Source organism: Haloechinothrix aidingensis (genome assembly GCF_013450155.1).
Classification (GTDB): Bacteria; Actinomycetota; Actinomycetes; order Mycobacteriales; family Pseudonocardiaceae; genus Haloechinothrix; species Haloechinothrix aidingensis.
Window position 1 is genome coordinate 223301 of the sequence record NZ_JACCKD010000003.1, and the last position, 21091, is coordinate 244391.

Consider the following 21091-nt stretch of genomic DNA (forward strand, 5'->3'; position numbering starts at 1 on the left):
AGACGTCAGGTGAGCGAGGTGCGATGAAACTCGGCTACCACATCGGGTACTGGTCCTCAGGTCCACCGCACGGGGCATTGGAGGCGATCCGGGAAGCCGACAGGCTCGGCTTCGACTCGGTGTGGACAGCCGAGGCGTACGGCTCGGACGCGTTCACGCCGCTGGCATGGTGGGGGTCGTCGACCTCGACGGTGCGGCTCGGGACCAACATCGTGCAGATGTCGGCACGTACACCGACGGCGACGGCGATGAGCGCGTTGAGCCTGGACTACCTGTCCGGCGGCCGGTTCGTGCTGGGACTGGGTGCCTCCGGCCCGCAGGTCGTGGAGGGCTGGTACGGCCAGCCGTACCCGCGCCCGCTGGCTCGCACGCGCGAGTACATCGACATCGTGCGGCAGGTGCTCGCCAGGGAGGCGCCGGTCACCTACGACGGTGAGTTCTTCCAGCTGCCGTACCAGGGTGGGGCGGGGCTCGGAAAACCCCTGAAGCCGACCGTGCACCCGCTGCGTGCCGACCTGCCGATCTACCTGGCTGCCGAGGGGCCGAAGAACGTCGCGCTGTCCGCCGAGATCGCCGACGGGTGGCTGCCCATGTTCTTCTCGCCGCGCAGCAACAAGTTCTACCGCGATGCGCTCGCCGAGGGCTTCGCAAGGCCGGGTGCACGGCGCGGCTGGGAGGACTTCGAGGTCCCCGCCTCGGTTCCGCTGATCGTGGACGACGATGTGGAACGGTGCGCGGACCTCATCCGCCCCTCGCTCGCCCTCTACATCGGCGGTATGGGCGCCAAGCAGATGAACTTCCACCGCGACGTGTTCGCGCGCCTCGGGTACGAGGAAACCGCGACCAAGGTGCAGGAGCTGTACCTCGCAGGCCACAAGAACGACGCCGCGGCGGCGATCCCGACCAAGCTCGTCGAGGACATCGCGCTGATCGGCCCACCGGCGAAGATCCGCGACGAGCTGCAAGCCTGGCGCGAGACGGTGGTGACCAGCCTGCTGCTGCGCGGCGACGCCTCGCTCCTGCGCACGGCCGCCGAGATCGTGTCCTGACGGCGAGCCGGGGGCGAGCCCAAGGACTCCTTCGGTACACATGTGGTACCCGAGGAGTCCTTCGGCTCGCCCCCGGCCCGGCTAGAGTGATCGACGATGAGTCGCGCGGGTAATTCGGCAGGCCGGTTGATCCTGCTGTCGGTGTGGGCAGCGCTGTTCTGGGCCGTTCTGGCGATCGGGTGGGGCCTGGCCGTGCGGTCCCAGATGATCGTCTTCGACGGCCTCTACTCGCTGATCAGCGTGCTGCTGTCCCTGCTGTCGCTGCTGAGCTTCCGTATCATCCGCAAGGGGCAGAGCAAGCGCTTCCCGTTCGGCCGGGACGCGCTGGAGCCGCTGACGATCATCGTCAAGGCCATCGCCATCGGGACGCTATGCGTCTACGCGTTGAGCGTCGCGGTGATGGAGCTGCTCACCGGTGGTCGGGAGGTCAACACGGGCTGGGCGGTGGCCTATGCGGCCGCCGCGACCGTGGGCTGTGGCGTTGTGGCCGCCTATCTCGGCCGGGAGCAGCGCGCGGTGCGTTCCGACCTGGTCCGCGCGGAGACCACACAGTGGCTGATGGACACGGTGCTGAGCGCGGGGGTGCTCGCGGGGTTCATCGCGGCCGCGGTGCTCGAGCGGACCGGCTACGAGCGGTTCGCGGCCTACGTCGATCCCACGATGGTCGCGCTCGTCTGCCTGCTGTTCCTCGCGATGCCGCTGCGGCTGCTGATGCACGGCTTCCGCGAGGTCCTCTTCATGGCCCCGCCGCGAGAGCTGGAGGAGCGCCTCCGGCGGTGCGTCTGGCAGGTCCAGCAGCGGCACGGCTTCGACGACACCTACCTGCGCAGCACGAAGGTTGGTGGCCAGCTGGTGGTCGAGGTGGACTACATCGTCGGCGAGCACACCCCGGACCGCAGTGTCGAGGTGCTCGACGCGATCCGGCGGGAGATCACCGACGGGCTCAGCGACCTGGACTACGAGCTGTGGCTCACGGTGTCGTTCACGGCCGATCGTGCCTGGGCCGAGTGACCGCCCGCGCGAGCGAGACCGGGACGATCACCGTGCGGTGTGGCCGACGGCGACGAGTGAGCTGGCATCGAGCTCGCTCATCGCGGTGCTGTGCATCCCGCCCTCGAAGTGGCGACGGGCCTCGGACAGCTCGGCCGGCGAGAGCTGATCGAGCAGTCCGCGCAGGGCCGCGCCGAGCAGCAAGGTCCACGCGTCGTCCGGGTGCAGCGGCTGCCGGTAGGTCGCCGTCTCGACGGTGATCCGCTCGAGACCGAGCGATCCCAGCCAGTCCCGGACCTTGCCGGCGGTGTTCACCCGCTCGCTCGAGTTCGGCCGGTCGAACGACTCGGTGAGGTCCGGTCGCACCTCGCCGACCGCGTCCCTGGCGAGCGGGACGATCCGCTCCATACCGCCTTCCAGCCACGTGGTCACCGCGAGCCGTCCACCGGGCCGCAGCAGGGATGTCAGGTGCCGGGCACCGGCATCCATATCCGGGAAGAAGAACACCCCGTAGCAGCATTGGACCAGGTCGTAGGGTTGGGGCGGCTGCCATGTGGTCACGTCGCCGTTGATGAAGCGCAGGTTCGCCAGCTTCCGCCACTCGGCTTCTCGCCGCCCCTGGACCAGCAGGTTCTCCGCGAGGTCGAGCGCGTCCACCGAACCGTCCGCCCCTACGGCACGGGCAGCCGGGAGCGCCGAGGCGCCCGAGCCGCAGCATGCGTCGAGGACCCGCTCACCCGGCTGCGGGCGCGACACGGCGGCCGTGATCTCGCCGAGTGGTCGCCACAGTCGCGGCGACCACTCGGCGAACTCGGCGTGAGCCGCATGGAAGATCTCACCGGCTTCGGGCATGGTCATCGGCCAATCGCGTGAAGGTACCTGACGAGCCTACGTGGCACGAGCTTACGCTCACCGTCCACTGTGCTGGGAACCGGTTCGGGGGAACTCGCCTTCCGGCTCGCGCACCGGGTGCGGGTGGTGGAGCAGGACTTCGCGCGCTCGGGAACCGCCCGGGGTGAGCAAGTCGATCCGGTGAGAAAGGCGACAGCGTGTGGGAGCCGAATGTGACATTTGGTTCTTCTATGGAACGCAATGTCACATTCGGCTCCCACACCGATGCGGGGATCCCGGCGAGCGCGGCCACGGACGACGGCCACGGACGACGGCGGCTCGTCCGAGGTGCCCGCCTTGGCGGAGGGCCGGGTCGGCGGCCCGTCCGAACACCCTGGCGGCGCGGTGTACTGGGTCACCCTGCATGCTTATACGCATGGCAGAGCAGCACTACCTGGTTGGCCTGGACCTGGCCGGACGTCGCGTGGTCGTGGTGGGTGGCGGCACGGTCGCGCAGCGACGCCTTCCCCGCTTGATCGGTGCCGGCGCCCACGTGGAACTGATCTCACCCCACACGACTCCCGCCGTGAGCGCGCTGGCCGACGAGGGCGAGCTCGTCTGGCATCGCCGCGCCTATACACCCGGCGACCTCGATGATGCCTGGTACGCGCTGGCGTGCACGGACGATCCCGATGTGAACGCCGCGGTGTGTGCCGATGCCGAGCGGGCACGGGTGTTCTGTGTCCGCGCCGACGCGGGGGAGGAGGGGAGTGCTGTCACCCCAGCGAGCGGGGTGCACGGTGGTGTACTTCTCGGGGTGCTCTCCGGCGGTGACCCGCTGCGCTCGGCAGCGGTACGCGACGGTCTGGTCGAGGCGCTGCGCGAGGGCAGGGTCGCGGACGGGGCCACGCCCTCGGGCGCGGGTGGACACGGTTCGGTCACGCTGGTCGGTGGCGGGCCGGGGGACCCGGAGCTGATCACGGTGGCTGGCCGCAAGCTGCTCGCACGAGCGGACGTGGTCGTCGCCGACCGGCTCGCCCCGCGCGAGCTGCTCGACGAGCTGCCCGCGCACGTCGAGGTGGTGGACGCCGCCAAGATCCCCTATGGCCGCGCGGCGAGCCAGGAGGTGATCAACTCCACGCTGGTCGAGCGCGCCAAGGAGGGCAAGTCGGTCGTGCGGCTCAAAGGCGGCGACCCGTACGTCTTCGGGCGCGGGTTCGAGGAGGCGCTCGCGTGTGCCGAGGCCGGTGTCCCCGTGTCGGTGGTTCCCGGCATCACCAGCGCATTCTCGGCACCCGCGCTCGGCGACGTGCCCGTGACCCACCGCGGCGTCGCGCACGAGGTCGTGGTCGTCTCCGGTCACGTACCGCCGGGAGACGAACAGTCGCTCACCGACTGGGACGCGCTCGCCAAGCTACGCGGCACGATCGTGCTGATGATGGGCGTGGAACGCATCAGGCAGTTCGCCGACACCCTGCGCGGCGGTGGTCGTCCGGGCGATACCCCGGTCGCGGTCATCCAGGAGGGCAGCACGCGCCGGGAACGGGTGCTGCACAGCACACTCGAGACCGTCGCCGACGACGTCGCCGCGGAAGGCATACGCCCGCCTGCCGTGATCGTGATCGGTCCCGTCGCCGGTCTCTACGCGGGGATGCGGGAGCCCGCGGCCGAGTAGCGGTCGGTGAGGAAGTCCCCGATCGCCTCGGTCAGCCGGGCGGGGTCGAAGCGGAGCTCCACGGGGCTGCGCGCCCGAACGAACTCGGCCTCCGGCATGTCGTTGGCGAGCGTGTCGGCGTCGCCGAACGGGTGTACCGGGTCGTTGGAGTGCCCGATGACCAGTGTCGGGGTGGCGATCTCCTGGCGCAGCGAGCGTGGCGGAGCGATCCTTCCGAACAGGATCCCGTGCAGCACGGCAGCCATGGGTGCCGGCTCCTGCCGCAGGGTGTCGGCGAGCACGGCGACCCATTGGTTGCGCTGCGGGATCAACCTCGTCAGCGTGGCGACACCGTTGATCACGGGTGGCGTGAACCGGGCGGCGAACAGCAGGGGTGGGAAGGCGAGCAAGCCTGCGAACACGGCGTTATCCAGCACGGGCATCTCCACGAGCAGGCCGTGCAGGCGGTTCGGGGCGCGCACGGCGACCTCCAGAGCGACGTTCGCGCCGAGGGACGTGCCACCGACAACGGCCTTGTCCTCGCCGAGGTGGTCCAGCAAGGCCAGTACCTGGCTGGCGCACGCGGTCACCGAGTAGCGCCACGACTCCGGCGGGCGGTCGGACTCACCGTGCCCGAGAAGGTCGAGCGTGACGACCCGGAAACCCCGGTCCGCGAGGCTGCGGGCGAGCGGCTGGTGCATCCGGCGGGTCATCAGCAGACCGTGCGTCAGCACGACGAGGGCGTCACCGTCGCCGTACTCCGTGTAGGCCAGCCGGAACCCGTCGTGGTGGAACGAGCCTGCCAGCTCGAAACGAGGCCCGGGACGGTGCGGGCGGGCGGCGCCCGGCGACGGTTCCGGGGTGAGTTCGTCCACCGGTAGATTCATGATCGCGGCTCCACTCGACTAGCGGGACGGGTCAGGCACGGGGCAGCCTGCGGGAGCCACCGGGTCGCTCCCGGGCCGGGCCGTGCGCGAACCCGCGCTCGAACACGATGGTGGTAGCGGTCCTCCCGCATGGTACGGGTTTTCCGGGCGCCTCGTTCATATCTCGGGCGGCTCCCCGCACGCACGTCGCCGAGCATCGCCTGGCATCCGTGGTCGGCGGCCGCGAACCTCATGCGGGAGGCCCCGTCCACCGACCTGTGAACAGCACTCCGGGGCATGCACGTGTTGACGATTGGTCAGGGCCGTGCCCGATGCGCGAGGATGGTCCGCATGATCGACAATCTGGACGAGCTCGCGTCTCTGCGGGTGGAGCGTACGGGACATGTGGCCGAGGTCACCCTGCTGGGGCCCGGTAAGGGCAACGCGATGGGGCCGGACTTCTGGAACGAGCTGCCGCGGGTCTTCCGCGCCGCGGACGCCGATCCCGAGGTCAGGGCGATCGTGCTGACCGGAAGCGGCGAGCACTTCTCCTACGGCCTCGACCTGCAGGCGATGTTGCCGCAATGGTCCGAGTACCTCGGTGGCGATGCGCTGGCGGGTCCGCGTACGGCCTTCCTCGACGAGATCAGGCGGCTGCAGGAGGCTGTCAACTCGATCGCGCGAACCCGCAAGCCGGTCGTGGCTGCGGTGACCGGGTGGTGTATCGGGGGCGGCATCGACGTGATCACCGCGGCCGACATCCGTCTCGCCAGTGCCGAAGCGAAGTTCAGCGTGCGCGAGGTCAAGGTGGCCATCGTGGCGGATCTGGGCACCCTGCAGCGATTGGGCACGATCGTGGGAGAGGGTCACGCCCGCGAGCTCGCCTTCACCGGACGTGACATCGATGCGGCGCGAGCCGAGCGGATCGGGCTGGTCAACGACGTCTATCCGGACCGGGAGTCGATGTACACCGCGGCACGGGAACTGGCCGCCGAGATCGCGGCCAACCCGCCGCTGGTCGTGCAGGGAACCAAGGAGGTGCTCGGGGTCAACACGCAGGCTCAGGTCGAGGCGGGCCAGCGCTACGTGTCGACATGGAACGCGGCGTTCCTGCCGAGCAAGGATCTCAGCGAGGCCGTGCAGGCCTTCATGGAACGGCGTGCCCCCGAGTTCACCGGCGAGTGATGTGTACGACGGGGCCGAGGCGCATCGTGGGAGGTCAGAGATGATGGGGGATGAGCCGCCCTGTACGAGCGGGCGGGCACGAGTAAGCGGGCGAAGTCACACCGGTGGCTATTCTCCCGCGTCGGTGGGCGATCGTATTGTGATCAGGTGAGCACGCCTTTCAATTCGGGTCGGCAGGAGTTGACCCTGGTCCGGCAGATGTTCACCGTCCCCAATGCGTTGTCGGTCGTGCGCCTGGCGTTGGTGCCGGTGTTCCTGTGGTTGCTGCTCGGCCCACGCTACGACGAGCTCGCGATCGTGGTGCTGGTCTTCGCGGGGTTCAGCGACTGGCTGGACGGCAAGCTCGCCCGATGGCTCAACCAGATGAGCAGGCTCGGCGAGTTTCTCGATCCGGCCGCCGACCGCCTGTACATCCTGACGACGCTGTTCGCCTTCCTGTACCGCGACATCCTTCCCTGGTGGGTCATCGTGGTCCTGGTCAGCCGTGAGGTCCTGCTCGCGAGCTCGTTGTTGATCATCCGGAGCCGTGGTTTCCGGCTGCCGGAGGTGAGCTACATTGGCAAAGGCGCGACCTTCGTGCTGATGTACGCCTTCCCGCTGCTCTTGCTCATCCAGGGGGAATCGGCGATCGCCGAGCTCGCCCGCCCGGTGGCCTATGCGCTCATGATCTGGGGCGGAGTGCTCTACGTCTGGTCCGGTGTGTTGTACGTGCTCCAGACGTTCCGCGCGGTGCAAGGGAGTCGCCGTGCGGCGCGATCGGCGTAGGTGGGAAACTAGCGCCGCTGCACAGGCCGAACGAGGAGAAAGGGGAACGTGACGTGTCCGTTCCTGAGGAACTGCACTACACCGAAGAACACGAGTGGGTCGATGCGCGGGATACAGGCAACGTGCGCATCGGGATCACCGAGTACGCCCAGGACCAGCTCGGTGACGTGGTCTTCGTGGATCTGCCCGAGGTCGGCAAGGAGCTGAGCGTGGGCGAGGTCTTCGGTGAGGTCGAGTCGACCAAGAGCGTCTCGGAACTGTTCGCGCCTATGGCAGGTCAGGTCGCCGCGATCAATGAGGCGGTCTCGGAGTCACCCGATCTGATCAATGACGACCCCTACGGCTCGGGCTGGCTCATCGAGATCACCCCCGCGGACGCCTCGAGCACGGCGGGTCTGCTCAACGCCGAGGCGTACACGAGGTTGATCTCCGATTAACTCTTGTCGCGCCGCCGCGTGCGGTGCCGGCCCGGGCCCAGGAGATCCGGGAGTCTCGGTCACGAGGCCGGTACCGACACGGTACGTTGGCAGGAACACAATCATCCAGGCAGCGGTTCAGTGGGAGGGCTGATCACCATCCAGCGAACACGAGCAGCCGGCCGGACGCCCGGGAGCTGGTGGAGCAGGGCGAACAGCCGGTTGACGGCCCTTCGCGGTGACGCGTAGCCCGGTATCCGATCAAGCCCACAGCGCGTAAGGAGACCTCAGGTGAGCACGAACGACGAGCCCGGCGTTCCCCCGGAGCAGTCTCCGGAGAGGACCTCGGTCTTCCGGGCTGACTTCCTTTCCGAAGCCGAGGGGCAGGAACAACCCGCCCAGGACGAGGCGTCTGCCGCGGGAGTGGAGGCTCTGCCGGCGGGCTCGGCCCTGCTGGTCGTCAAGCGCGGCCCGAACGCGGGCTCCCGCTTCCTGCTCGACAGGGACACCACCAGCGCGGGACGCCATCCGGACAGCGACATCTTCCTCGACGACGTGACCGTGTCGCGGCGGCACGCGGAGTTCCGCCGCGAGGGTGGCGAGTTCGTCGTGATCGACGTGGGAAGCCTCAACGGCACCTACGTCAACCGGGAGCCCGTCGACCAGGCGGTACTCGCCGGCGGAGACGAAGTCCAGATCGGCAAGTTCCGGCTGGTGTTCCTGACCGCCGCGGCAGCGGAGGGGAGCCAGGGCGCCCGGTGACCTCGGCGTCTCCCGCCCGCGCATGAGCACGGCGGTGTTCGTGCTGTGGCGTGGTCGCTGACGGGGGCGAGTAGCGCCCTCCGGACGTGACACACTCGTGCATCCGTGATCGGTTCGAGCAGTGGGAGGAGGGAGCAGTGACGGCTGCGGAGGGCCAGTCCCGGGACGAACCCGGTGACGGGTCCCGAGAAGGGCCCCGAGACGGGCTCAGCATCGGTTCCGTACTGGCGCAACTGCGCCCCGAGTTCCCCGACGTCACGATCTCGAAGATCCGGTTCCTCGAGTCCGAAGGGCTCGTGCAGCCGGCACGGACGTCGTCCGGATACCGGCAGTTCACGGGCGCCGACGTGGAGCGGCTACGTTTCGTGCTCTCCGCGCAGCGCGATCACTACCTGCCGTTGAAGGTCATCAGGGAGCAGCTCGACGCCGTCGACAGGGGGCTGGAGCCGTCGACTCCGATGCCGCGGCTGCCCCGCCAGCTGGCGTCGCTGGACGGGGACTCCTACGCGGCCCCGACGGCCGGGGACTTCGCGGCGTCGCGGGAGATCCGGCTGACCAAGGAGGAGTTGCTCAGCGAGGCCGGGATCGACGACGCGATGCTGGCTGAACTGGAACGGTATGGGTTGATCACGCCGGGCGCAGCAGGTTTCTACGACGCCGATGCGGTGCATGTGGCCAGGACGGTCAAGTCGATGACCACCTACGGCATCGAGCCGAGGCACTTGCGTGCCTTCCGGGCGTCGGCCGATCGCGAGGTAGGGCTGCTGGAGCAGATCGTGACTCCGGTTTCCCGGCAGCGGGACGCCGACTCGCGGGCGAGGGCGGACGAGGTGGTCCGCGAGCTCGCCGCGCTGTCGGTCACACTGCACACGCTGTTGGTCAAGTCCGGGATCCGGAGCGTGACGGGCACCTAGCAGGACGCGGACGAGGCGTGGCGTGCGGACGGCCCTGCCGCCTGCGGTGGCGGTCGCGCCGCTGCCGGTCGTGCGGTTCGGCATCGAACGGGACACGGACGGCCCCGTACGCGCGGAACCCTTCAAGTGAGAGAAAATGGAGCTTACGCTGTGCCTAGTGACGGTATGGCGAGTAGCGTCGATGGCAGCGATATGGGAAGTGCCGGGTAGAAGCGTCAGCCGGCGCACTGTACAGGGAGGCGAGGCCCGATGAGCGAGATGCACGTCGTGGGTGTTCGGGTCGAACTGCCCAATAACCAACCGATCTTGTTGCTGCGGGAGAGCGAGGGCGAGCGCTACTTGCCGATCTGGATCGGATCAGTGGAAGCCACGGCGATCGCGCTCGAGCAGCAGGGAGTGCGTCCCGCGCGGCCGCTGACGCACGATCTTCTCAAGGAAGTCATCGGCGCTCTCGGCAAGGAACTGGAACAGGTCGTGATCACCGACCTGAAGGAAGGGACGTTCTTCGCCGAACTGGTGTTCCATGGTGACGTCCGGGTATCGGCACGGCCGAGCGACTCGGTCGCGCTCGCGCTCCGCGCCGGCGCACCCATTCACGCCGCGGAGACGGTGCTCGATGAGGCGGGCCTGCTCATCCCGGACGAGCAGGAGGACGAGGTCGAGAAGTTCCGGGAGTTCCTCGACTCGGTCTCCCCGGAGGACTTCCGAGGGGCGGACACCTGAGGCACGTTTCGGGATACCCCCGCCTGCGCCTCTCCGGGGTATCGAGCATCACACCTCGCCGCTTCCCGGCGAGTTCCCTGGCCGGCACGGTACCCATACGTCAAGCCTCAATGTGAACTTGAGGTTAACCGCGCGTCGCGTTGACCCGCTTCCTCGGCACGCTTAGTGTCTTAGTAGACGAATCGCGTCGATGTGATTCAGTCGATGATCAGGTGACACGTGGGTGTGATTCGCTCTCCCACTCGGCGAATCGCGTGGGTGTGATTCGGCGCCGCTCGCCTCTACCTCGGGGTGGCGGTCATGTTCGTCGGCCGCTCAAGGCCGGGCGAGGGGAGGTATGCGTGGTCGAGGAGAAGCCCGTCTACGTGGCGCAGAGCCAGCAGGGCGAGCTGTTTCCGGACTCGTCGCTGCCGGACGAGCTCGTCGGCTACCGGGGCGCCGCGGCCTGCCAGATCGCTGGCATCACCTACCGCCAGCTCGACTACTGGGCGCGCACCAAGCTCGTCGGGCCGAGTATCCGTACCGCGCACGGCTCGGGCTCGCAGCGACTCTACTCGTTCAAGGACATCCTCGTCCTGAAAGTGATCAAAAGGTTGCTGGACACCGGCGTATCGCTGCAGAACATCCGGGTCGCCGTCGAGCATCTCCGCGAGCGCGGTGTGCGCGATCTCGCACGCGTGACGTTGTTCTCGGACGGCACGACGGTCTATGAGTGTACCTCTCCCGAGGAGATCGTGGACCTGCTCCAGGGAGGTCAAGGCGTCTTCGGTATCGCCGTGAGCGGGGCAATGCAGGAGATTTCCGGAACGATTCACGAGTTCCCCGCGGAACGTGCCGACAGCGGCGAGATGGAGACGGTGGTACCTGACGAGCTGTCCCAGCGGCGCGACGCGCGCCGCACCGGTTGATGCAGCTCGCGCGTTTCAGACACGATAGAGTGTAGGTGCAGACGCTAGTAGCCTCGCGGGAGAGTCCGGTCGGTGAGACGCTGACCGGCGCCGAAGGAGCAACTCCTCCCCGGAACCTCTCAGGCACCAAGGACCGCGAGTGTGAGTTGCCTCTGGAAAGAGGGTCGTACGGGCCAGCCCCGCGACGACCCCGCCGAAGGTGCAAGCTCGGCCGGGAGCCGGGTGAACCTCTCAGGCGCCCGTAGTACGGGCATAGACAGTGGGGAGGGCCGCAGCAAGGTAGTGACCCGCGCCGCGAACCCGACCCCGGAGGCACCAGATGGCTACAGAGCGTCACCCCCATGAGCCGACCTCGCTGTCCGCGCTCGAGCACGGTACGCCGTTCGCAGAGCGACACATCGGCCCAGGCCGTGACGAGCTCGCGCAGATGTTGAAGGTCATCGGCGTGGACTCCCTGGAGGAGCTGGCGCGCCGCGCCGTTCCGTCCTCGATCCTCGAGAACGACTCGGTGACCGGGTCGCTCGACCTGCCTGCCGCGGCCACCGAGGCGCAGGCGCTCGCCGAGCTGCGCTCGCTGGCCGCGGAGAACCGGACGAACACCCAGATGATCGGGCTCGGCTACCACAGCACGATCACGCCGCCGGTGATCCGCCGCAATATCCTCGAGAACCCTGCCTGGTATACCGCCTACACCCCGTACCAGCCCGAGATCTCGCAGGGCCGGCTGGAGGCGTTACTGAACTTCCAGACCATGATCTCCGATCTCACCGGCCTGGCGATCGCGAACGCCTCGATGCTGGACGAGTCGACGGCCGCTGCCGAGGCGATGACGCTGCTCCGGCGTTCCAGCAAGTCGAAGTCCAGCCGGTTCGTCATCGACTCCGACACCCTGCCGCAGACCATCGCGGTGTTGGAGACGCGCGCCGAGCCGCTGGGCATCGAGATCGTGCGAGCCGACCTGTCCGGTGGGTTGGCCGCAGCCGGGGTCGATGAGGAGGCCTTCGGCGTATTGCTGTCCTACCCGGGCGCCTCTGGTCGGCTGCGCAACATCGAGGGAGTCATCGCCGAGGCTGCCGAGATCGGTGCCGCGACGGTCGTCGCCGCCGACCCGCTGGCGCTCACGCTGGTCCGCGCGCCCGGCGAGATGGGGGCCGACGTCGTGGTCGGCTCGGCGCAGCGGTTCGGCGTTCCGATGGGTTTCGGCGGTCCGCACGCCGGCTACATGGCCGTGCGCGAGGGCCTCGAGCGGCACCTTCCCGGCCGCCTGGTCGGCGTCAGCGTGGACGCCGACGGTACGCGTGCCTACCGGCTCGCCCTGCAGACCAGGGAACAACACATCCGGCGCGAGAAGGCCACATCCAACATCTGTACCGCCCAGGTGCTGCTGGCCGTGATCGCCTCGGCGTACGCGGTGTATCACGGGCCGGAGGGGCTGCGAGCCATCGCGATGCGCGCACACCGGATGGCTGCGGTGCTGTCCGCGGGACTGACCCGCAACGGTGTCGAGGTGGTCCACGATGACTTCTTCGATACCGTGCGTGCCCGGGTTCCCGGCCGCGCGGCCACGGTGGTGCAGTCGGCGCGCGGGCTCGGCGTGAACGTGTTGCAGATCGACGACGACCACGTCGGGATCACGTGTGACGAGTCGACCACGCGCGAGCACCTTGGCTTGGTGTGGAAGGCATTCGGTGTCTCGGTGTCGGATGTGGACAGCCTCGACGCCGAGACCCCCGGCGCGTTGCCGGAGGAGCTCACGCGCAACAGCGAGTACCTCTCCCACCCGGTCTTTCACACCTACCGTTCCGAGACAGCGCTGCTCCGGTACCTGCGCAGGTTGGCCGACGCGGACGTGGCGCTGGACCGCAGCATGATCCCGCTGGGTTCCTGCACCATGAAGCTCAACGCCACCGCCGAGATGGAGCCGGTCACCTGGCCGGAGTTCGCCGAACTGCACCCGTTCGCCCCTGTCGAGGACGCGCCGGGGATCCTCCGCGTGATCGCCGACCTCGAGCGGTGGCTCGCGCAGATCACCGGATACGACGCGGTGTCGCTGCAGCCGAACGCCGGCAGTCAGGGCGAGTTCGCCGGCCTGCTCGCGATCCGGGCATACCACAGGGAGCGTGGTGAGCCGGACCGCGATGTGTGCCTGATCCCCTCGAGCGCGCACGGCACGAACGCCGCGAGCGCGGTCATGGCAGGCATGCGGGTGGTCGTGGTCAAGTGTGACAGCGAGGGCAACATCGACCTCGCGCACCTGCGCGACGTGGCCGAACAGCACAAGGACGACCTCGCGGCGATCATGATCACCTATCCCTCCACGCACGGCGTGTACGAGGACACCGTGCAGGAGGTCTGCGGTGTCGTGCACGACGCGGGTGGTCAGGTCTATGTGGACGGTGCGAACCTGAACGCGCTGATCGGACTGGCACGGTACGGCAAGTTCGGATCCGATGTGTCCCATCTGAACCTGCACAAGACCTTCTGCATCCCGCACGGTGGCGGCGGGCCCGGCGTCGGGCCGATCGGCGTTCGCGAGCACCTGGCGCCGTTCCTGCCGAACCATCCGCTGCAGGAAGCCGCCGGTCCCGAGACGGGCGTCGGCCCGATCAGTGCCGCGCCGTGGGGGAGTGCGTCGATCCTGCCGATCTCCTGGGCATACGTGCGCATGATGGGCTCGGAAGGGCTCACCAAGGCGACCCTGACGGCCGTGGCCACGGCGAACTACGTGGCGCGCCGTCTCGACGAGTACTACCCCGTGTTGTACGCGGGACAGGACGGTCTCGTGGCCCACGAGTGCATCCTCGACCTGCGGGGTATCACCAAGTCCACCGGCGTGACCGTGGACGACGTGGCCAAACGCCTCGCCGACTACGGGCTGCACGCGCCCACCATGTCGTTCCCGGTCGCCGGCACGTTGATGGTGGAGCCGACGGAGAGCGAGGACCTGGCCGAGCTGGACAGGTTCTGCGACGCCATGATCGCCATTCGTGGCGAGATCGACCGGGTCGCCTCCGGCGAGTGGCCGCTGGAGGACAGCCCGCTGCGTCATGCTCCGCACACCGCGCGGTGCATCGCCGGGCAGTGGGACCGGCCGTACAGCCGTGAGATCGCGGTGTTCCCCGCGGGGAACCCGGCGCACAAGGTGTGGCCCCCGGTCCGGCGGATCGACCAGGCAGGCGGGGACCGCAACCTGGTGTGCTCCTGCCCGCCCCTGGACGCGTACTCCAGCTGATCCGTCGCGGGCCCCGTGCGTACGGGGTGGTTCCACCTGTCACGCACGGGGCCCGCGGCGCAACGGCAGGATCGCGCCGGTGCTCGCCGTGAGCAGCACCGCCATCAGCCAGAACGGGCCCGCGACGCCCACGAGCGTGGAGAGCCCGCCCGCCACCGCCGGGCCGGCTGCCTGCGCCACCCGGTTGGCCGTGATACGCAGCGCGAGGGCCGTGGAACGGAGCTGGGTGGGTGCCTCGCGCACGACCCAGGTCATGGTGAGGGGCTGGCCGAGTCCCAGGCTCATGCCGAGCACCATCATCAGCACGGCCAGCGTGATCGGGTCGCCGATGATCACCACGCCGAGCACGATGCCCGCGGCGAGCGTGGCGTTGATGGCGAGGAGCAGCAGGCGCTCGACGTGGCGAAGCAGGAGCGGGATGAGCAGCCGGGACAGGAAGGAGAACCCGGCTCGGACGGCGAGCAGGAGACCGACGACGGTGGGCGACAAGCCGTGGTGTTCCCCGAGTACAGGCATGTAGGCGACGAGCAGGTCTACAGTGGCCATGACACTGAAGCTCACGAAGACCGCCACGGACAGCTGGCGGTTGCGCAGCATGGCCAGCGCGGAGCCGCGGCCCGGCTGATGGGCCTCGCCCGCGGGGGCTGTGGTGCCGAACGTGCTGCCGCGCAGGACGAACACCATCAGACCGTAGAACAGCAGGATCAGCACGGAGGCCCCCGCCCCCACCCAGAAGGCCCGTGTGGTGGCCTGCAGCAGCTCCGCGGAGTCCCGGCCGGAGATCACCCAGCCGCCGAGCAGCGGTCCGAGCAGCTGCCCGAGCGAGGCCGCGGCTGTGAACAGGCCGAAGTTCCTGTCCTGCTGCCCCGGACCGGACAGGTCGGCGACGACCGACTGGGCGGCGACCATGAGCGCGAGCTGCCCGATCCCGAGGATCGCGTTGGACGCGGCCATGCTCGGCAGCGATCCCGCGTGGGCGAGCAGGAGTGACCCGAGCACCATGACGGCCCCGCCGCCGAGAAGAAGGGCAGGCGCCTTGCCGCGATCCGACCACCGGCCCATCGGGATGGCGAGCACGACAGGCAGCACCGCGCTGGACGCCGCGACGAGCCCGACAGCCTGGGCGTCGCCGTCCAGTGCCAGCACGCGGTAGGACGCCGCGGGACGGTTGAGGAACATGGCCACGTGCACCGCCAGCGTGCCCAGCAGCAGGAACGCCAGGGGCAGGGGAGTGACCCCGGCGGCCCGCGAGTCTCGGCCGGTCTCGTTACTCATAGGCATGTCACTGTGCGATCATCTCGTGAGACAAGCGAACGTTCTGCGTGACGGGTACGTCGGGTGCGGCGCGTCACGTGTGTGCCGCACGGGAGGAGTGACCATGACCCCGCAGATCACACTCGACGACGGTGTGCGGATTCCGCAGCTCGGTTACGGAGTGTTCCAGATCCCGCAGGAGGAGACCGCCCGGAGCGTGGAGATGGCGCTCGACGCCGGGTACAGGAGCATCGATACGGCCGCCGCGTACGGCAACGAGGAAGCCGTCGGCAAGGCCGTGCAGCACTGCGGGATCGGCAGGGACGAGCTGTTCGTCACGACCAAGCTGTGGAACTCCGACCACGGCTACGACGCGACGCTGGCTGCTTTCGACGCGAGCCTGACGGCACTGGGTATGGACTACGTCGACCTCTACCTGATCCACTGGCCCGTTCCCGAGCGTGACCTGTACACGCAGTCCTGGCGGGCACTGGAACGGATCCGCTCCGAAGGACGCGCGCGGGCCATCGGGGTGTCGAACTTCCACATCCCGCACCTGCGGAAGCTTCTCGACGAGGCGGACGTGCCGCCTGCCATCAACCAGATCGAGTTGCACCCGCGGCTGCAACAGCACGAGCTGCGCCGTTTCCACGAGGCCAACGGCATCGTCACCGAGGCGTGGAGCCCGCTGGCCAAGGGCGAGCTTCTCGGGGACGGCAGGGTGACGGGGCTGGCGAGCAAGCACGGCAAGACCGCCGCCCAGATCGTGCTGCGCTGGCACATCCAACTCGGCAACGTGGTCATCCCGAAGTCCGTCACCCAGCAGCGGATCGTGCAGAACTACGACGTCTTCGACTTCGAGCTCGACGCCGAAGACATGGCGACGCTCGGTGAGCTCGACGACGGCACTCGCACGGGCCCGGATCCCGACACGTTCAACCGCGCGTAGCGGCGGTTAGCCGCCGGGGTTAGCCGCTGGGGTTAGCGGCTGGGGTCACGGCTCGTCGAGCGTGTCGAACACCGCTCGCCGGTCCGGTTCGAATACGAACGTGTGGAACTTCTGGGCGGCCCGTTCCTGCACATCGTCCACCCCGGGGCCCTGGATCCGGACAAGGGGGTAGTCGCCGTCCCCGTCGCCGGTGACCGACTCGGGTTCCGCGGCGATGCGTTCGGAACGGGCATCGGCCAGGGTGTCGACCTGACCGGTGGAGGCCGGGATCCAGACCGCGGGGATATCCCTGTCCGTGTCGGCCTCGGCGAGCGTCTCGCCGGCGATCTCCGAGTTGGCACTGGTCACCTGCACCGTCACGCAGTGCGCGCGCACCACCTCGTCACCGGCGTTCCACTCCTCGGCGACGGCCTCGAGCGGGTCGATGATGCCCTCGTCGGCCAGGACATGCAGGGTGCTGTGTTCCTCGCACTCCTGCGACTGTGCCTCTGCCCGGGTATTCATCGCGTTGGTGCCCCATACCCAGCCGACACCACCGATCGCGAGCAGTCCCGCTGCCACCATGCTGGCGATCGCCCAGCCGGCGATGCCGCGGCGCTGTGGCGCGTCGTCGTCCGCCCGGTGGCTTCCGGACGGTCGAGGACGCCTGACCGGGGAACCCGCGCGAGGCGTTGCCTTGCTGTGTCGCCCCATCCGTGTCGAGACCCTTTCGCAATCAGATCGATATATGCACGTGCACCGCCGCTGATGCTATCACTCCGGAAGGCGAGCGGGGTCAACAAAATGTGATGGTCGGTCTGCGCTCGCTCCCGCCGGTCGCTCACCTGGAGCAGCGATGTTCACTGGCCGTGTCGGTCAGCCTCCCATCGCGGCCGGCCCGGTGTGAACATCTCCCGCGGCGTCCGGTTCACCGCCGTCGCCGAGCAGCGTCCGGCAGTGGTCGATCAGCGTCGCGCGCAGGGACGCGGCCCGCCGGGCGAACTCCGCCTGGGCGCGCGCGTACTCGGCTCGCCCCTGGCTGGTCTCGATCCGGACAGGGGAGAAGCCGTAGTCACTCAGGTCGTAGGGACTCGCCCGCATGTCCAGCTCGCGAACCCGTGCGGCCAGCTCGAAGGTGTCGGCGAGCAGCTCGGAGGGGACGAACGGGTCGAGCTTGTAGGCCCATTTGAACAGGTCCATGTTCGCGTGCAGGCACCCCGGTTGCTCGTGCGTGCGCTGTCCGGAGCGGGTCAGTGCGGTGGAGTTCAGCGGTTTGGCCGCTTCGGTGAAGAACCGGTACGCGTCGTAGTGGCTGCAGCGTACGTCGAGTGCGTCGACGACGTCGTTGGTGCCGTCCGCGCCGAGCCGCAGCGGTACCTCGGAATGCCGGATGGCGTCGCCGTGCTCGCGGTAGACCATGGCCCACTCGTGGAGCCCGAAACAGTTCAGCCGGGCCTGGCGGCCGGCCGTGGCTTCCAGGAGGGACAGGATGAACCGGGTCGAGTCGCTCCTGGTCCGGTCGAACCGTGCCATATCGAGGGTGACGCCCTCGGAGACCACGCGATAGCCGGCGCGGTCGAGGAACTGGCGCGCGCCCGTACCGGTCAGGACGACACCCGGGCCGGGTTGCCAGCGCTCCAGCCGCGAGGGCCGGTAGGAGTAGTAGGTGAACAGGAAGTCCCAGACGGGGTGCTTGGCACCGCGTGCCTTGCGCTGCCGGTGCGGCTCGGTCCAGTGGCGCACCCGTTCGGCGTGGGCGCGTTCGCGGGCACGCCAGTCCTCCTCGGCGAGCACCGTGTGCGGGAAGGCGAGGGTAGCGTCGCTGCGCGTCATACGTGTACTCAGAGTGCCACATGCGTGCCGTCGCGAACCGTCCCGACGTACTCCTCGACCAGGTCTTCGAGCGCGACCACGCCCACGGTCGCCCCGTCGTCGGCGACCGCGCACGCCAGATGGCTGCCGTCCTGCCGCATGGCTGACAGCGCGTCGTCGAGCCGCGCGGTGACGGGCAGCCGCGTGAGGCGGCGGAGCCTGCTCGCCGGCACGCGGGAGTCGGTCTGCTCGTTGATCTGGTCGAGCACGTCCTTGAGGTGGACGTAACCGACGAGCTCACCGGAGCCGGTGCGGACCGGGAAGCGGGAGAACCCGGTCGTCGACACCGCCCGTTCCACGTCACCGACGGTGGCGTCCTGATCCAGCGTGGTGAGCTCGCCCGATGGCACGAGAACGTCGGCGACCGACTTCTCCACCGAGGACAGCGTCTGGCTGAGCCTGCGGTGCTCGGAGTGCTCGATGAGCCCCTCCTTCCGGGACTGGCTCAGCAGCTCGGCGAGCTCGCGCGAGGTGTACGCGGTTTCCATCTCGTCCTTCGGCGTCACGCGGAACATGCGCAGGATGAGGTTGGCTGTGACGTTGAGTGTCCAGATGAAGGGGCTGGCGACCTTCACCCACACCACGTGCACGGGAACCAGCCACAGCGCGAGGCGTTCCGGTTCGGCGATGGCGAGGTTCTTCGGGACCATCTCGCCGAGAAGCACGTGCGCGACGGTGACCAATGCCAGGGCGATCGCGAACGAGATCGCGTGTGTGATGTACGCGGGCACGTCGGTCAGGTCGAACAGTAGTGCCAGCTGGTGGGCCACAGCGGGCTCACCGAGGCGCCCGAGCAGCAGGGAGCAGATCGTAATGCCCAGCTGGGCGCCCGCCAGCATCAGGGAGACGTTCTTGCTCGCGCTGATGACGATCCTTGCCCGGGTCTTGCCTTGCTCGAGCAGGGCTTCCAGCCGGTCCCGGCGCGAGGAGATCAACGCGAACTCGGCGCCGACGAAGAATGCGTTGGCCAGCAGGACGAGCACGACCATCAGGACGGAGAGCCAGTCGTTCATGACCGCACCGCCCCGTGCTCGGGTACGTCCTCCGAGTCCGGCCTCCGCACGCTGAGTTCCGCGATGCGGTGCCGGTCCAGCCGGGTGACGGTGAGGACCCAGTTGCCGACGGTCACCGACTCACCCGGACTCGGGATCTCACCGAGCATGGCCAGAACCAGTCCGGCGACGGTCTCGTAGTCGCCTTCCGGCATGACGAACCCGGTGATCTCGGCGAGCTCGTCGCCACGCAGCTGCCCGGAGACCAGCCAGCTGTGTTCACCGGTCCGCTGGGCGGGAGCTTCCTCGCCGTAGTCGTGCTCGTCGCGCACGTCCCCGATGATCTCCTCGACGACGTCTTCGAGGGTGACCAGGCCCGCGGTGCCGCCGTACTCGTCGACGATGATCGCCAGCTGCAGGCCGGAGTCGCGAAGCCGGTTGAGCAGTGCATCTCCCTGCAGCGACTCGGGCACCGTGGGGATGGGGCGGGTCAGCGACACGACCTCGACGGCATCACGGTCGGCCGTGGGAATGGTGAATGCCTGCTTGATGTGTACGGCACCGATGACACCGTCGAGGTCCTCGCTGCAGACCGGGAAGCGGGACAGTCCGGTGCTGCGCGCCAGCGCGAGCAAGTCGTTGATCGAGTTGTGCCGCAGCAGGTACTGGATGCGAACGCGCGGGGTCATCAGCTCACCGGCTGTGCGGTTGCCGAAACGTAGCGAGCGGCCGAGCAGCTCGGCCGTGGAGGCGTTGAGCGTGCCTCGCTCGGCACTGGACCGCACGATCGACCCGAGCTCCTGGGGTGAACGCGCCGAGCGCAGTTCCTCCTGAGGCTCGATGCCGCACAGCTGGACGATCCGGTTGGCACCGTTGTTGAGCAACCGGATCAGCCAGGCGAACAGGGACGAGAACCTGGAGTGGTAACCGGCGACGAACCGCGCTGTGCCCAGCGGGCGGGCGATGGCGAGGTTCTTGGGCACCATCTCACCGAAGACCATCGACAGGGAGGTCGCCAGGAACAACGCGGTCGCCAGCGAGATGACGCCTGCCGCTCGCTCGCCTGCACCCAGCGCGGTGAAGAGCGGGCGGACGAACTGGCCGATGATGGGTTCGGCGAGGAAACCGCTGACCAGGGTGGTGATGGTGATCGCGACCTGCGCCCCGGACAGCTGGAACGACAGGGTGCGGTGAGCTTTCAGCACGGTGCGCGCGCGGCGGTCACCGCGCTGCTGGACGTTGGTCTCGACGGTGCTGCGTTCCAGCGCCGTCAGCGAGAACTCAGCGGCGACAGCGAGCCCGGTACCCACGGTCAGCAGCAGGAAGAACAGCACGCCGCCGGCGGCGAGCAACGTGTCCATCAGTGGCCGCCCCGTTCGGTGGGTCCGGTAGGCCTGCCTCGGATCGCGCGCCGCACGGCGTGCTCAGTCGCCGGGCCGGGTGAGCGCACACGGTCGTAACGGTGACGCGCGCGGCATGGAACGCGGTGGTGACCGCGGCGCGCGCGGCATGGAACGCGGTGGTGACCGCGGCGCGCGCGGCATGGAACGCGGTGGTGACCGCGGCGCGCGCGGCATGGAACGCGGTGGTGACCGCGGCGCGCGCGGCATAAAACACTGTCATCGGGTGACGGCGCAATGCGCACGAGGGGTGGTCACTCCTTGCAGCGATGTCGGCGTTGTTCGGAAGGTGTCAATACGACGGGCCAGTGAACACTCGGCAGTTACGATGATAGCCCGTTATCGGTCGC

Annotated in this window: 20 protein-coding genes and 2 riboswitches; of the genes, 13 read left to right on the plus strand and 7 right to left on the minus strand. The window is 68.6% G+C overall.

Going from position 1 to position 21091, the window contains the following annotated elements:
• The first annotated feature begins 23 nt into the window (after positions 1 to 23).
• Together H0B56_RS09385 and H0B56_RS09390 are read left to right on the plus strand one after the other, a co-directional pair.
• On the plus strand, positions 24 to 1049 hold the full coding sequence (locus H0B56_RS09385) for an LLM class F420-dependent oxidoreductase (RefSeq protein ID WP_180892597.1): 1026 nt from the start codon (positions 24 to 26) through the stop codon (positions 1047 to 1049).
• Positions 1050 to 1145: 96 nt separating this feature from the next.
• Entirely contained in the window at positions 1146 to 2060 is a 915-nt protein-coding gene (locus tag H0B56_RS09390) for a cation diffusion facilitator family transporter (protein WP_180892598.1), read from the plus strand.
• A gap of 27 nt (positions 2061 to 2087) precedes the next feature.
• Here the strand turns inward: H0B56_RS09390 and H0B56_RS09395 are convergent, their stop codons facing one another.
• Positions 2088 to 2897, minus strand: coding sequence for a class I SAM-dependent methyltransferase (locus H0B56_RS09395; RefSeq protein WP_180892599.1), 810 nt, complete (start codon positions 2895 to 2897; stop codon positions 2088 to 2090).
• 409 nt (positions 2898 to 3306) lie between these two features.
• Between H0B56_RS09395 and cobA the strand changes: the two genes are divergently transcribed.
• Complete coding sequence (gene cobA / locus H0B56_RS09400; protein ID WP_180892600.1) at positions 3307 to 4545, plus strand: uroporphyrinogen-III C-methyltransferase; 1239 nt, start codon at positions 3307 to 3309, stop codon at positions 4543 to 4545.
• Here cobA and H0B56_RS09405 read toward each other — a convergent pair.
• Positions 4512 to 5411 carry an alpha/beta fold hydrolase gene (locus H0B56_RS09405; RefSeq protein WP_180892601.1) on the minus strand — a complete coding sequence of 300 codons (900 nt, stop codon included), beginning with the start codon at positions 5409 to 5411 and terminating at the stop codon, positions 4512 to 4514. The genes cobA and H0B56_RS09405 overlap by 34 nt on opposite strands.
• 330 nt (positions 5412 to 5741) lie before the next feature.
• Between H0B56_RS09405 and H0B56_RS09410 the strand changes: the two genes are divergently transcribed.
• The 8 genes from H0B56_RS09410 to gcvP all read left to right on the plus strand — a co-directional run bounded on the left by H0B56_RS09410 (position 5742) and on the right by gcvP (position 14295).
• Positions 5742 to 6575 (plus strand): crotonase/enoyl-CoA hydratase family protein, encoded by an 834-nt coding sequence (locus tag H0B56_RS09410; RefSeq protein WP_425484516.1) that lies wholly within the window; start codon positions 5742 to 5744, stop codon positions 6573 to 6575.
• Between the two features lie 147 nt (positions 6576 to 6722).
• The gene (gene clsA, locus H0B56_RS09415; RefSeq protein WP_425484518.1) at positions 6723 to 7340 is read left to right on the plus strand and encodes a cardiolipin synthase ClsA; all 618 of its coding nucleotides are present in this window, start codon (positions 6723 to 6725) and stop codon (positions 7338 to 7340) included.
• A 53-nt stretch (positions 7341 to 7393) separates the two neighbouring features.
• Positions 7394 to 7777: a glycine cleavage system protein GcvH gene (gene gcvH / locus H0B56_RS09420; RefSeq protein ID WP_089301380.1), complete on the plus strand. Its 384-nt coding sequence runs from the start codon at positions 7394 to 7396 to the stop codon at positions 7775 to 7777.
• A gap of 270 nt (positions 7778 to 8047) precedes the next feature.
• Positions 8048 to 8518: a glycogen accumulation regulator GarA gene (gene garA / locus H0B56_RS09425; RefSeq protein ID WP_180892603.1), complete on the plus strand. Its 471-nt coding sequence runs from the start codon at positions 8048 to 8050 to the stop codon at positions 8516 to 8518.
• A 212-nt stretch (positions 8519 to 8730) separates the two neighbouring features.
• Positions 8731 to 9432: a transcriptional regulator FtsR gene (ftsR, locus tag H0B56_RS09430; RefSeq protein ID WP_343063854.1), complete on the plus strand. Its 702-nt coding sequence runs from the start codon at positions 8731 to 8733 to the stop codon at positions 9430 to 9432.
• A gap of 249 nt (positions 9433 to 9681) precedes the next feature.
• Complete coding sequence (locus H0B56_RS09435) at positions 9682 to 10155, plus strand: bifunctional nuclease family protein (protein ID WP_089301382.1); 474 nt, start codon at positions 9682 to 9684, stop codon at positions 10153 to 10155.
• Between the two features lie 341 nt (positions 10156 to 10496).
• Positions 10497 to 11063: a MerR family transcriptional regulator gene (locus H0B56_RS09440; RefSeq protein WP_180892605.1), complete on the plus strand. Its 567-nt coding sequence runs from the start codon at positions 10497 to 10499 to the stop codon at positions 11061 to 11063.
• 46 nt (positions 11064 to 11109) lie between these two features.
• Positions 11110 to 11209, plus strand: a riboswitch (glycine riboswitch).
• Positions 11210 to 11323: riboswitch (glycine riboswitch) on the plus strand.
• A 59-nt stretch (positions 11324 to 11382) separates the two neighbouring features.
• Positions 11383 to 14295, plus strand: coding sequence for an aminomethyl-transferring glycine dehydrogenase (gene gcvP / locus H0B56_RS09445; RefSeq protein ID WP_180892606.1), 2913 nt, complete (start codon positions 11383 to 11385; stop codon positions 14293 to 14295).
• A gap of 39 nt (positions 14296 to 14334) precedes the next feature.
• On the opposite strand, the gene H0B56_RS09450 is transcribed toward gcvP, so the two are convergent.
• Complete coding sequence (locus tag H0B56_RS09450) at positions 14335 to 15570, minus strand: MFS transporter (protein ID WP_180892607.1); 1236 nt, start codon at positions 15568 to 15570, stop codon at positions 14335 to 14337.
• Positions 15571 to 15667: 97 nt separating this feature from the next.
• On the opposite strand from H0B56_RS09450, the gene H0B56_RS09455 reads away from it, so the two are divergent.
• Positions 15668 to 16498: an aldo/keto reductase gene (locus H0B56_RS09455; RefSeq protein ID WP_343063823.1), complete on the plus strand. Its 831-nt coding sequence runs from the start codon at positions 15668 to 15670 to the stop codon at positions 16496 to 16498.
• Positions 16499 to 16543: 45 nt separating this feature from the next.
• Here the strand turns inward: H0B56_RS09455 and H0B56_RS09460 are convergent, their stop codons facing one another.
• The 4 genes from H0B56_RS09460 to H0B56_RS09475 all read right to left on the minus strand — a co-directional run bounded on the left by H0B56_RS09460 (position 16544) and on the right by H0B56_RS09475 (position 20702).
• Positions 16544 to 17062, minus strand: a complete 519-nt coding sequence (locus H0B56_RS09460; RefSeq protein ID WP_180892609.1) for a hypothetical protein — start codon at positions 17060 to 17062, stop codon at positions 16544 to 16546.
• A gap of 291 nt (positions 17063 to 17353) precedes the next feature.
• Positions 17354 to 18310: a 3-methyladenine DNA glycosylase gene (locus tag H0B56_RS09465; protein WP_180892610.1), complete on the minus strand. Its 957-nt coding sequence runs from the start codon at positions 18308 to 18310 to the stop codon at positions 17354 to 17356.
• 8 nt (positions 18311 to 18318) lie between these two features.
• Positions 18319 to 19362, minus strand: coding sequence for a hemolysin family protein (locus H0B56_RS09470; protein WP_180892611.1), 1044 nt, complete (start codon positions 19360 to 19362; stop codon positions 18319 to 18321).
• Positions 19359 to 20702, minus strand: coding sequence for a hemolysin family protein (locus H0B56_RS09475; protein WP_180892612.1), 1344 nt, complete (start codon positions 20700 to 20702; stop codon positions 19359 to 19361). The genes H0B56_RS09470 and H0B56_RS09475 overlap by 4 nt, the downstream gene beginning before the upstream one ends.
• A 101-nt stretch (positions 20703 to 20803) precedes the next feature.
• Here H0B56_RS09475 and H0B56_RS09480 point away from each other — a divergent pair, with 101 nt between their 5' ends.
• Positions 20804 to 20953, plus strand: a complete 150-nt coding sequence (locus tag H0B56_RS09480) for a hypothetical protein (RefSeq protein ID WP_180892613.1) — start codon at positions 20804 to 20806, stop codon at positions 20951 to 20953.
• The last annotated feature ends 138 nt before the right edge of the window (positions 20954 to 21091 follow it).